This window comes from Ralstonia sp. Ralssp110 (assembly GCF_047325135.1).
Taxonomy (GTDB): domain Bacteria; phylum Pseudomonadota; class Gammaproteobacteria; order Burkholderiales; family Burkholderiaceae; genus Ralstonia; species Ralstonia mojiangensis.
This window is the reverse complement of the sequence record NZ_CP168609.1, coordinates 1,680,613-1,692,171: the sequence shown is the minus strand read 5'-3', so window position 1 is coordinate 1,692,171 and position 11,559 is coordinate 1,680,613. Positions and strand designations below refer to the sequence as shown.

General features: G+C 64.3%; 10 protein-coding genes. All 10 read right to left on the bottom strand.

Annotated elements, in window-relative coordinates; translation table 11 throughout:
* Nucleotides 1–82: 82 nt before the first annotated feature.
* Nucleotides 83–751, bottom strand: coding sequence for a protein phosphatase CheZ (gene cheZ, locus ACEN9T_RS08165; protein WP_092972198.1), 669 nt, complete (start codon nucleotides 749–751; stop codon nucleotides 83–85).
* The gene (gene cheY, locus ACEN9T_RS08160; RefSeq protein WP_004627759.1) at nucleotides 751–1,152 is read right to left on the bottom strand and encodes a chemotaxis response regulator CheY; all 402 of its coding nucleotides are present in this window, start codon (nucleotides 1,150–1,152) and stop codon (nucleotides 751–753) included. Before cheY ends, cheZ begins: the two co-directional genes overlap by 1 nt.
* Before the next feature lie 149 nt (nucleotides 1,153–1,301).
* Nucleotides 1,302–2,435: a protein-glutamate methylesterase/protein-glutamine glutaminase gene (locus tag ACEN9T_RS08155; protein WP_092972199.1), complete on the bottom strand. Its 1,134-nt coding sequence runs from the start codon at nucleotides 2,433–2,435 to the stop codon at nucleotides 1,302–1,304.
* A gap of 139 nt (nucleotides 2,436–2,574) precedes the next feature.
* Complete coding sequence (gene cheD / locus ACEN9T_RS08150) at nucleotides 2,575–3,192, bottom strand: chemoreceptor glutamine deamidase CheD (RefSeq protein ID WP_175537135.1); 618 nt, start codon at nucleotides 3,190–3,192, stop codon at nucleotides 2,575–2,577.
* An 89-nt stretch (nucleotides 3,193–3,281) separates the two neighbouring features.
* A complete protein-coding gene (locus tag ACEN9T_RS08145; protein WP_413706059.1) occupies nucleotides 3,282–4,163 on the bottom strand; it encodes a CheR family methyltransferase in 882 nt (293 codons plus the stop codon).
* Between the two features lie 103 nt (nucleotides 4,164–4,266).
* On the bottom strand, nucleotides 4,267–6,165 hold the full coding sequence (locus ACEN9T_RS08140) for a methyl-accepting chemotaxis protein (RefSeq protein WP_092972201.1): 1,899 nt from the start codon (nucleotides 6,163–6,165) through the stop codon (nucleotides 4,267–4,269).
* Nucleotides 6,166–6,390: 225 nt separating this feature from the next.
* On the bottom strand, nucleotides 6,391–8,235 hold the full coding sequence (locus ACEN9T_RS08135) for a methyl-accepting chemotaxis protein (protein WP_413706058.1): 1,845 nt from the start codon (nucleotides 8,233–8,235) through the stop codon (nucleotides 6,391–6,393).
* Nucleotides 8,236–8,358: 123 nt separating this feature from the next.
* A complete protein-coding gene (locus ACEN9T_RS08130; RefSeq protein WP_092972203.1) occupies nucleotides 8,359–8,850 on the bottom strand; it encodes a chemotaxis protein CheW in 492 nt (163 codons plus the stop codon).
* Nucleotides 8,851–8,928: 78 nt separating this feature from the next.
* Entirely contained in the window at nucleotides 8,929–11,115 is a 2,187-nt protein-coding gene (cheA, locus tag ACEN9T_RS08125; RefSeq protein ID WP_413706057.1) for a chemotaxis protein CheA, read from the bottom strand.
* 18 nt (nucleotides 11,116–11,133) lie between these two features.
* On the bottom strand, nucleotides 11,134–11,547 hold the full coding sequence (locus tag ACEN9T_RS08120; protein ID WP_413706056.1) for a response regulator: 414 nt from the start codon (nucleotides 11,545–11,547) through the stop codon (nucleotides 11,134–11,136).
* Nucleotides 11,548–11,559 lie beyond the last annotated feature (12 nt).

Sequence of the window (11,559 nt, the reverse complement as noted above, 5' to 3'; positions counted from 1 at the left end):
CGTATTCAGCGGGTAAAACAAAGACAAAACGGGCGTTGCGCACATCGTCGCAACGCCCGTTTTGTTGTGTCCAGCGCGGGGTTCAGAACCCGAGGCTTTCCAACAGGTCGTCGACCTGTTCCTGGTTCGCAACCACATCCGGATGGTCCGGATTGATCTGCGGGCCGTTGAGCAGCGTCGTCGCAACTTGCGCGGCTTCCACGCGCAGGTGTTCCGGCGCGTTGTCGAGCAGGATGCCCACGAGCTGGCTTTCGATCAGCTGAACCACGTCCAGCACCTTCTTGATCACCTGGCCGGTCAAGTCCTGGAAGTCCTGCGCCATCAGGATTTCCATGAGCTGCTGGTTCGTGTCGCGCGTCTTTTCAGGAACGCTGCGCAGGAAACCGTTGGTCTGGCCGACGAGTGCACGAATCTCTTCGTCGCCCAGTTGGCGGTCCATCCACGACTGCCAGCGATTGACCAGCGCCTCGGCGTCGGACTCCAGTGCATCTTGCACGGGGCGCGCCGCGTCAATGGCGTTGAGCACGCGGGTGGCCGCCTGCTCGGTCATGTTGGCGATGTAGTTCAGGCGGTCGCGTGCGTCGGGAATGGCCGAGGCGGCCTTCTCGACGCCTTTGTCCAGGCCCAGCTCGCGCATGCTTTCGCGCAGCATGCGAGTGAGGTGGCCGATGCGCTGGAGCATTTCCGGCATGTCACCGTGGTCTGCGCCTTCTGCGGCAGGAGCCTGGGCGCCATCGTGCATCTCGCTCATTACGCCCCCTTTTCGAGCTTCTCGAAAATCTTGCCCAGCTTTTCGTCCAACGTGGCAGCCGTGAAGGGCTTGACCACGTAGCCGTTAGCACCTGCCTGGGCAGCGGCGATGATGTTTTCCTTCTTGGCCTCGGCCGTCACCATCAGCACCGGCAGCTTGCTGATGGCGGTGTTGGCGTCCGCACGGATGCTCTGCAGCATCTGCAGGCCATCCATGTTGGGCATGTTCCAGTCCGAGATCACGAAATCGAACCGGCCTTCCTTGACCTTGGCCAGGCCGGCGGCGCCGTCTTCGGCCTCGTCGACGTTGGCAAAACCGAGTTCCTTGAGCAGGTTACGCACGATCCGGCGCATCGTCGGGAAATCGTCGACGACGAGGAATCGGTACTGGCTCTTGTCCATGGACACAATCTCCGCAAACTAACTGAATTGGGGGGTTTCGGGCTTCCTTGGCAATCTTATCGGCGCCTGGGGCCGATTCTTGAGCGCTGGAATAGTTTGGGGCGCCTGACTGCTGCGCCCCGCAACCAATGTACCCGCAAAGTGCAGCGTTAAACCCGCGTCACGCGGCCATGGGCCGACAGCTTGGCCAGCACATGCGGGCCGATCTGCGACAGCGGCAGAACTTCGTGCACGCCGCCGTGGGCAACCGCCTCTTTCGGCATGCCGTAGACCACGCACGACGCCTCGTCCTGGGCGACGTTGTAGGCACCCGCGTTGCGCATTTCCAGCATGCCGACCGCGCCGTCCTTGCCCATGCCGGTGAGGATGACGCCCAGGGCGTTGGCCCCGGCGTTGCGCGCGGCGGAGCGGAACAGCACATCCACCGCCGGGCGATGGCGGTTGACCGGCGGGCCCTGATCCAGCTCGGTGACGTAGTTGGCGCCGCTGCGGCCCAGCGACAGGTGCATGTCGCCCGGGGCAATGTAGGCGTGGCCGGGCAGCACACGCTCGCCGTGCACGGCTTCTTTCACGCGGATGCGGCACAGGCCGTCCAGCCGCTTGGCGAACGACGTGGTGAAACCCGCCGGCATGTGCTGCACGATCAGGATGCCGGGGCAATCGGGCGGCATTTCCAGCAGGAAATCCTTGATGGCCTCGGTGCCGCCGGTGGAAGCGCCCACGATGATGAGCTTTTCCGTCGACGAGAAATGGGTACGCGCGGGTGCCGGCGCAGCGGCTGCGTGCTCCGCGCGAACGTGTGCGCCGGGTGCCGATGCCGATGCCGATACCGAGCCGGCCGCTGCAACCGGTGCGGCAGCGCGCGGACGCAGCTTTGCCCGGGCCGCCGCGCGGATCTTGTCGGCAATCTGGTCTGCGTATTCGTTCATGCCGTCGCGCATGCCCAGCTTGGGCTTGGCGACAAAATCCACCGCGCCCAGCTCCAGCGCGCGCAGCGTGGCTTCAGAACCGCGCTCAGTCAGCGAAGAGATCATGACCACCGGCGTCGGGCGCAGGCGCATGAGCTTTTCCAGGAAGTCGAGGCCGTCCATCTTCGGCATTTCGACGTCCAGCGTGAGCACGTCCGGATTGGTCTGCTTGATGAGGTCGCGCGCGATGATCGGATCGGGCGCCACACCCACCACTTCCATGTCCGGCTGGCTGTTGATGATCTCCTTCAGGATGCTGCGGATCAGTGCGGAATCGTCGATGCACAGCACCTGAATCTTGCGTTTGTCGTTCATGTTCGGGAGCAAGTCTTCTGAATGTTGAGACCGTTGCAAAACGAAGCGAAGCGGTTCTGATGGATCAGCGCCGGCGCAGACAGTACAAGTCGTACGGCAAGGCGGCGCTGGGCCGTCAGAATCGTTTTTCAGCGGTCTCCTAAGTGAATAGTTGCAGGCGCGAGGCTGGCTTCGTCGTGATGGACTTCGACAGCTTGCTGGCGTATTGCGCCTCGCTGTCCAGCTCGGCCGCCGAGTTCTGGGAGCGCAGCTTGCGCACCATGATCTGGCCGGTGGACGGTACGAAATACACCTTGCGCGGGTGTACGTCAAAGAGGTCTTTTGCGGCCACCGTCAGGCCTTCGTTGCGCAGGAATTCGAGGACGAACTTGCCGTTGCGCTCGCCCACGTCAAGCGTGCTCATGCCGGCCAGCACGGCCGCACCGCCAAATACCTTGATCTCAAGGCGCTCGCGCTTGGCACCTGCCTTGTAGAGCTGGTTGAGCAGCACTTCCATGGCGTGCGTGCCGTAGCGCATGGAGGGCGAGAGGATCGACTCCCCCTCGTTGCGCGAGGGCAGCATGAAGTGGTTCATGCCGCCAATACCGAGGGTCTTGTCGCGCACGCAAGCGGAGACGCACGAGCCGAGCACCGTGACCAGCATCAGGTCTTCGGTGGTGACGGAATACTCGCCGGGCAGCACTTTCATGGCGCGGCGGCCGAAGGTGGTGTCGTAGTACGCGTGGGTGCTGGCGGCCGATTGCGCGAGCGTGGCCATGGCGCCAGCGCTCATGCCGCTGCTCATACCGCTATCGCTGCGCACGGTGTCCGTGGCCGATTGCGGCGTCGCGCGTTTGCCGAATTCGATCATCGTGCCCCCATCTTGGCCCGCAGTTCGGGCGCGATTTCGTACACGGTCTTGCCGCGCAGCGACCACGCCTTGGTGACCTGCAGGAAGCTCTCCGAATGGCCGGCAAACAGCAGGCCATCGGGTTTCATCACGTCGATGAAATGCTCAAGAATCTTGGCCTGCGTGGGCTTGTCGAAGTAGATCATCACGTTGCGGCAGAAGATCACGTCGAACTTCTGCTGCAGCGGCCAATCGCGGTCGAGCAGGTTGATCTGGCGGAAATCAATCATGGCCTGCAGCGCGGGCCGCACGCGGGCGTAGCCCTCCTGCTTGCCGGTGCCGCGCAGGAAATACTTCTTCAGGCGCTCGGGCGACAGGGCCGCGACACGCTCCATCGGGTAGATGCCGGCACGGGCACGGGCCAGCGCGTTGGTATCCACATCAGAGGCAACCACGCTCACCTGGCTCGGCGACATCGAACCAAAGGCTTCGGCCAGCGTGATGGCGATCGAGTACGGCTCTTCGCCCGTCGACGATGCCGAGCACCACACGGTGAACGGCGTGCGTTTGGCCTTGGCGTGCTCGTGCAGGATGGGGAAGTGATGCTGCTCGCGGAAGAACGCGGTCAGGTTGGTGGTCAGTGCGTTGGTAAAGGCTTCCCACTCATCAGGCAGGTGGCCTTTTTCCAGCGCATCCAGGTAATCGCGGAACGAGCCGAGGTTGACCACGCGCAGGCGGCGGGCCAAGCGGCTGTAGACCATTTCACTCTTGCGATCGGACAGCGAAATACCGACGCGGCGGTAGATCAGGTCGCGGATGCGGCCGAAATCTTCGGCGGTGAATGAAAACTCGCGCGACGCGAGCGTCGGCGAAACTGGCGCCAAGTTTTGTGCTGCCATGGATAACTAACCCCGTGTTTGGCGAGTCTTGATGCCCGCTTTCAGTCGTTGGCGGGCACCGTTACCGCAGGCCGCGCCAAGTTTGCTGTTGGCGAGGCTGGCGTCAGAAGGTGCTCCAATCATCTTCATCGGCAGAACCCGAGGCCAGCTTGAGGGTCGGGGCGGCGACGGCCTCGGAAACGGCTGCCGCAGCCACGGCGGCAGCCAGCGGTGCAACCGCCGCATGTGCATCCAGAGGCGCTTTTTCTGCTTGCGCAGCGGCGGGAGCCTGCTCCGGGGCAGCCTCGGGCATCGCTGCGGGCTTGGCCGCTTTGCGCGACGCCAAGGCGCGCGCCACGGAAGGCACCACTTCGGTCTTTTCCGGGCGGGCCTCGCTGCGGACGGCCGGTGCCGAAACAGCAGTCGGCGCCGCCACGGCCAGCTCGGCCGAAGCATCGGTGCGGAACGTCGCCACGGCATTGCGCAGCAGTTGCGCCTGCTCTTCCAGCGACAGGGCGGCAGCGGCGGCTTGCTCCACCAGCGCGGCGTTCTGCTGCGTGACCTCGTCCATCTGGTTCACGGCCTGGTTGACCTGCTCGATGCCAGAGCTTTGCTCGTCCGACGCGGCGGAAATCTCGCCCATGATGTCGGTCACCCGGCGCACGGCCACCACCACTTCTTCGATCACCGAGCCAGCTTCAGCCACCAGGGCCGATCCGTTGCGCACACGGCCAACCGAATCGCCGATCAGCTCCTTGATCTCCTTGGCCGCCGTGGCCGAGCGTTGCGCCAGGCTGCGCACCTCGCCCGCCACGACCGCAAAGCCACGGCCCTGCTCGCCCGCGCGCGCGGCTTCCACCGCGGCATTCAGGGCGAGGATATTGGTCTGGAAGGCAATGCCCTCGATCACGCCGATGATGTCCGCAATTTTCTTGCTGCTGGCGTTGATGCCGGCCATCGTTTCCACCACGCGGCCCACCACTTCACCGCCCTTGACGGCGATGTCCGACGCGCTGCCCGCCAGTTGGCTGGCCTGGCGTGCGTTGTCGGCGTTCTGCTTCACGATGCTGGTGAGTTCTTCCATGCTGGAGGCAGTCTCCTCCAGCGACGATGCCTGCTCTTCCGTGCGCTGTGACAGATCGGCATTGCCGGCAGCGATCTGCTTGGTGGCGCTGGCGATGGAGTCAGCCGAGCTCTTGATATTGGTGATCGTGCCGGTCAGTTGCTGCTGCATCTGCGCCATGGCGAAAAGCATGCTGTGTTGGTCGCCGGGGCGGGTCTGCACGTGCACGGCCAGGTCGCCGGCGGCAATGCGGCGGGCAATCTCGGCCGCGTACGAGGGCTCGCCACCCAACTGGCGCGACAGCCGGCGGGCAATGACCAGCCCCAGCACGATGCCGAGCAGCGCACCCGCGCAGGCCATCACCATCATCACAAGACGCGAGCGGTGTGCGTCGTCGCGGGCTTTGACGGTGGATGCGGCGGAGACTTCCTCCACACGCTTGACCATCTTGTCGAGCGTTTTCTCAAACGCCGCGGTGTCGTCCAGCAGGCCGACGTTTTCAGCCGTGACGCGGCTGTCGAACTGGGTCGGGTCCAGGCCCTGCTTGTCCATCAACGCCACGAAGTCGGTCATGCGCTTGCCCCAGACGGGGTAGATCGCATCGACTTCGCGGATCATCTTCTTGCCTTCGTCCGACGTGAACAGCGGGCGCACGTTCTCCACACCGTCTTTCAGGTGCTGCATGCTGTCGGCAATCTGCGTACTGAGCGTCTTGCGCTCAGTGAGCGTGGTGGCAATCAGCAGCGCCGTCTGCGCACGGCTGGCATGTGCCAGGCTGTTGGCCGCGCTGCCCATCTGCGTGATGGCGCGCATCTGCTTTTGCGCCAGCTCTTCGCTCGCTTTGGTCAACTGCGTGATCGTGTAGATGCCCAACCCGCCAATGGCCGCACCCATGGCAGCCACGATCAGGAAACCACCGGTGAGTACCGTGGACACCGGCAAACGCTTGATCCAACCCATGTTGTCTACCTCTTCCTGTTTTTATATGCCCCCTAACCGCTATCGGCCTGCGGGGGACGGCTCTTTAGAACCGCCATGGGGTCATGCCACTTCAGAGGGGGGTCACCCCGGCTTCAGCAGGCACTAGCCCAGGCAAAAAAAAAACCTGCCCCGGAGGGCAGGCTGCACACCACAAACACACACGAGAGAGCTTTCGCGAGCAGCGAAGATCCCGTGCATACATGGTCAAAAGGTCTCCCAGTCGCTATCGTCGCCGCCTGCGGCAACGAGCTTGGGTACGGGCAACTTGGGCGCTGACGCAGCCGCTTTGGTCACGGCAGCGGCGGCGGTGCGCTCGCGTTGTTGTTCTTTGGCGGAGGCCGGGGCTGCGGTTGCAGCGGCGGTCTTCGCGGTGGGTTCAGGGGTGGTGCGTGCTGCAGCCTTCGGCTTGGCTGCACGGTGCGGCAGGGCCTTGGCTTTGGGCGCCGGCCTGGCAGGCACACGTGCGGCCACCGGCGCCGTAGGCACTGCGTTTACCTGTGCAGCGCCTGGCGTCCGGAACGCCGCCACAGCCTGGCGCAGCCCGCCGGCCTGCTCCTGCAGGGACATGGCGGCGGCAGCGGCTTGCTCCACCAGCGCGGCGTTCTGCTGCGTGCCTTCGTCCATCTGCGTGACGGCCTGGTTGATCTGTTCGATGCCCGCGCTTTGTTCGTCCGACGCCGAGCTGATTTCGCCCATGATGTCAGTCACGCGCTTCACGGCAATGACCACCTCGTCGATCACGCTCCCCGCTTCCGCCACCAGCGTGGAGCCGTTTTCAACGCGGCCAACCGAATCGCTGATGAGTTCCTTGATCTCCTTGGCCGCCGTGGCCGAGCGTTGCGCCAGGCTGCGCACCTCGCCCGCCACCACGGCAAAGCCGCGGCCCTGCTCGCCTGCGCGAGCAGCTTCCACTGCGGCATTCAGGGCGAGGATGTTGGTCTGGAAGGCAATGCCTTCGATCACGCCGATGATGTCGGCGATCTTCTTACTGCTGTCGTTGATGCCGGCCATGGTGTCCACCACGCGGCCCACCACTTCACCACCCTTGACGGCGATGTCCGAGGCGTTGCCCGCCAGCGTGCTGGCCTGACGCGCGTTGTCGGCGTTCTGGCGCACGATGCTCGTCAGCTCTTCCACGCTCGACGCGGTTTCTTCCAGCGCGGAAGCCTGCTGCTCCGTGCGTTGCGAAAGGTCGGCATTGCCGGCGGCAATCTGCTGCGTCGCGCTGGCAATCGAGTCGGAGCCCGAGCGCACCTGCCCCACCATCTTCTGCAGGCTTTCCTGCATGCGTTGCAGTGCCTGCAGGAGGCGGCCGGTTTCGTCGGCGCGGTCCACCAGAATGGTGTGCGTGAGGTCGCCCTGCGTGATGTGCTCGGCTTGTTCGATGGCGCGCATCAGCGGCACTGTGATCGAGCGGCGCAGTGCCCACGTCAGGAGCCCGCCCACCAGAATGCCGCCCAGCAGCAGGCCGGCGGTGAGCGCGGTGAGATTGTGGTGCTCGGCCTGGCTGGCTTCGTAGCTGGCTTTGGCCGCGTCCATCTGCAGGCGGTTGAGTGCCGTGACCTTGTCGCCCAGGGGGCGATACAGCGCGGGCATGACGTCCATGACCGTCTTGTTGATGCGCGCTTCGTCGTGCGCTTGCACGGCTTGCATCAACACCTGCGCGCCGTCACGCACGAAGATGTCGCGCAGGCCCTGGGCCTCGTCGGCCAGCTTGCGTTCATCTGCCGTGGTGGGCAGCGCGCGGTAGCGCTTCCAGGCGGCGTCGGACTTGTCGAGGAACATCTTGGCGCGCTCGATCGTCTTTTCCATGCCGGGCGCGTTGGGCGCCATGGCTGCGCGATCAAGCACGATGCGAAAGCTCAGGAGATTGGAATCGGATTCGGCCAATGCCACGGTACCCGCCAGTTGCACGGCATAGCCGTCCTGCACGCGGGTGTTGGCGTGTCGCATGCCGATCAGGCCCGTCACGCCCACGATAACGGCGAGCACACCAATGCCCGCCATCATCAGCCCCAAACGGAGCCGGATGGTCATTTTGCTGAACATGCTTCCCTCCCCTAACGGCGCCGCACCAATTGTTACGGTGTCTTGTCGCCCGCCGGGCCCCTTCGGCCCGGCCTCAACTGCTGTGGACACGTACGCCGTGCCCCAGCCGGATTCATGTCGCGATCAGGCGGCTTCCGCTTCGTCGCACAGCGCCATGTCGGCCGACATCAGCAGGCGCTCGATGTCCACCAGGATCAGCATGCGCTCGTCGATCGAACCCAAGCCACGGATGTATTCCGTGTCCAGCGCGCCCGAGAACTCCGGCGCCGGCTTGATCTGCTGGCTTTGCAGCGTCAGCACGTCCGACACGCCATCCACCACGATGCCGACCACGCGGTCCATCAGGTTCAGAATGATGACGACGGTGTACTGGTTGTACTCGACGCGATCGAGCTGGAACTTGATGCGCAGATCAACGATCGGCACGATGATGCCGCGCAGGTTGATCACGCCCTTGATGAAATCGGGTGCATTGGCAATGCGCGTGACGGTCTCGTAGCCGCGGATCTCCTGCACCTTCAGGATGTCGATGCCGTACTCTTCTTGACCCAGCGTGAAGGCCAGGTACTCCTCCCCGCCGGTGTCTTCGCCGATCGCGTGTTCCTTGACTTCCATTGCGGCTCCCCTCGGCCCGTTGGGCCACTAGATTGAATTCGTTGTGGTGGTGGATCCCACCCTGCCAGGCGTGAACGCTTATGCCGCGGCCATCGCCTCGGTCGAGAAACGACCACCCTGTGCTGCGCCCACCTCGTGCTTTTCGGCTGTAACGGCACGCATCCCGTTTTCTGAATGGCCCGCGCGCGTCTCGCGCATCAGTGCCGATACGTCGACGATCAGTGCCACGCTGCCGTCACCCAGGATGGTCGCGCCCGAAATGCCGGGCACGCGGCGGTAGTTGGTCTCGAGGTTCTTGACCACCACCTGTTGCTGACCGACCAGCTCGTCGATCTGCAGCGCAATCTTCTTGCCTTCCGAATCCAGGATCACGACGATGCCTTCCGACGGATCGGGCAGCGACGGCGTGATGCGGAAGCGTTCGTACATCGGCACCAGCGTCAGGTATTCGTTGCGCACCTTGAGCAGGCGACCGCCGCCCGGCACAGCCTTGATGTCTTCCGGACGCGGTTGCAGCGATTCAGCCACGCACGACAGCGGGAGGATGAACACTTCTTCACCGGTCTTGACCGACATGCCGTCAAGAATCGCCAGCGTGAGCGGCAGCACGATGCGGATCGTGGTCCCCTTGCCCTTCTGCGACTGGATTTCGACGTAGCCACCCATCGACTGGATGTTCTGCTTGACCACGTCCATGCCAACGCCGCGGCCGGACACGTCCGTCACCTGGTCGGCCGTGGAGAAGCCCGGCGCGAAGATGAGCTGGTTGATCTCGTCGTCGGTCATGTTGTCCGACACGGGCAGGCCGCGCTCGCGCGCCTTCTTGAGAATCTTGTCGCGGTTCAGGCCCTGACCGTCGTCGCTCACTTCGATAACGATGTTGCCGCCCTGGTGGGCAGCAGACAGCAGCAGCTGGCCGGTGGCGTCCTTGCCCGCGGCCACGCGGGCTTCGGGCAGTTCGATGCCATGGTCCAGGCTGTTGCGCACCAGGTGCGTGAGCGGATCAATGATCCGTTCGATCAGGCCCTTGTCCAGTTCGGTCGACTTGCCGAACGTCGACAGCTCGACCTGCTTACCCAGCTTGTGCGCCAGGTCGCGCACCAGGCGCGGGAAGCGGTTGAACACGTAGTCCATCGGCATCATGCGGATGGACATGGCGGCCTCTTGCAGGTCGCGCGCATTACGCGTGAGCTGCGACAGGCCAGCAAACAGGCGCTCGTTGAGTACCGGGTCGAAGGCCTGCGCGGTTTGCGCCAGCATGGCCTGCGTGATGACGAGTTCGCCTACCAGGTTGATGAGCTGGTCGACCTTTTCCACGCCCACGCGGATCGACGTTTCTGCGGCCACGGCGGGCTTGTGATCGGCAGCGGCCGGGCGGGTCGGCGCCGGGGCGGCGGCAGCGGAAACCGCCTGCGCCGGCGCGGCTTCGTTGGCAGCCGGGGCGTGCACTTCCGTCTGTGCAGCGGCGGGCGTCGGTGCGGCGGAAACGGCCTGAGCCGGCGCAGCGGCTTCAGCCACGACCGGCGCAGAGCCACCCACATGCGGCGTGATGACGATCTGGTCCGCATCGATGATGAAGCAGCTCACCGCGATGATGTCGTCGGCGGTGCAAGTGCTCTGCAGCACGATGTCGCTGTTGCGGCCGGTGCGCGTGTGGCGCAGCACGGTCCCCAGGTGCTTGAGTTCGGTGACGATCAGCTCGCAGTCTTCGTTCGAGACGTCGATGAGCTTGATGTCGAGGCCGCCGTCGATGTCGCCCACGGCTTCAGCCGCAGGCGCTTCGACCACCACAGGCTCGGGCTGGGGCGCGGCCACCGGTTCGGGTGTCGCGGCCGCGGGCGCCGCGGCTGCCGGTGCGGCTGCTGCAGGGGCGCCATCCTCGGCAGTCAGGCTGTTGAGCTTGGCCACCATGTATTCGAGCGTGGCCGTATCGATAGGGTGCTCTTGCCGGTAGGCATCAAGTTGGCTTTTCAACACGTCTTTCGTTTCCAGGAAGGCATCCACCATGTTTTCGCGCAGCTGCAAGGTACCGGTGCGAGCGCGGTCCAGAATCGATTCGGCCACATGCGTGAGTTCCGTCATGTGTGTGAAACCGAAGGTCGCAGCACCACCCTTGATGGAGTGCGCGCAGCGGAAGATGGCGTTCAGATCATCAGAAGAAGGGTTGGCGACATCGAGGTTGAGCAGCAGCCGCTCCATGTCGACGAGCAGCTCTTCCGCCTCTTCGAAGAAGGCGCCGAAAAACTGGCTAAGGTCGAGGTTCATATCTGTCGTCTCGGTCGTTTAATGCGTCGATGCAGACCCGTGGGTCTGCGCATGCCATTCGAGCAACTGCATCACCGAATCCGTCAGCCCATCCGGGTCGAACGGCTTGGGCAGAAAGCCCGTCGCACCGGCAGCACGTGCCTGGTCGCGAATCGTGCTGTCAGCCTCGGTGGTCAGCATGAGGATCGGGGTGTCGGCGTAGGCCGGCAGCGTGCGCAGCGCACGAATGAGGGTCAGGCCGTCCATCGACGGCATCACCTGGTCGGTGATCACAAGGTGGTGGCTGCCCTGGGCCAGCGTGCGCGCGGCTTCCAGCGCGGCGGTGCCGTCGCCGGCTTCCGTCACGGAAAAACCGCACTCGCGCAGGCACGCGGCAATCATGCGGCGGATCGATGTTGAGTCGTCCACCACCAGGATGTGTTTCTCGCTCATTGACTGTTTCTC

Coding starts and splice junctions, on each gene's coding strand:
- cheZ (WP_092972198.1), bottom strand. CDS start 751: ATGAGCGAGATGCACGATGGCGCCCAGGCTCCTGCCGCAGAAGGCGCA.
- cheY (WP_004627759.1), bottom strand. CDS start 1,152: ATGGACAAGAGCCAGTACCGATTCCTCGTCGTCGACGATTTCCCGACG.
- ACEN9T_RS08155 (WP_092972199.1), bottom strand. CDS start 2,435: ATGAACGACAAACGCAAGATTCAGGTGCTGTGCATCGACGATTCCGCA.
- cheD (WP_175537135.1), bottom strand. CDS start 3,192: ATGGCCACGCTCGCGCAATCGGCCGCCAGCACCCACGCGTACTACGAC.
- ACEN9T_RS08145 (WP_413706059.1), bottom strand. CDS start 4,163: ATGGCAGCACAAAACTTGGCGCCAGTTTCGCCGACGCTCGCGTCGCGC.
- ACEN9T_RS08140 (WP_092972201.1), bottom strand. CDS start 6,165: ATGGGTTGGATCAAGCGTTTGCCGGTGTCCACGGTACTCACCGGTGGT.
- ACEN9T_RS08135 (WP_413706058.1), bottom strand. CDS start 8,235: ATGTTCAGCAAAATGACCATCCGGCTCCGTTTGGGGCTGATGATGGCG.
- ACEN9T_RS08130 (WP_092972203.1), bottom strand. CDS start 8,850: ATGGAAGTCAAGGAACACGCGATCGGCGAAGACACCGGCGGGGAGGAG.
- cheA (WP_413706057.1), bottom strand. CDS start 11,115: ATGAACCTCGACCTTAGCCAGTTTTTCGGCGCCTTCTTCGAAGAGGCG.
- ACEN9T_RS08120 (WP_413706056.1), bottom strand. CDS start 11,547: ATGAGCGAGAAACACATCCTGGTGGTGGACGACTCAACATCGATCCGC.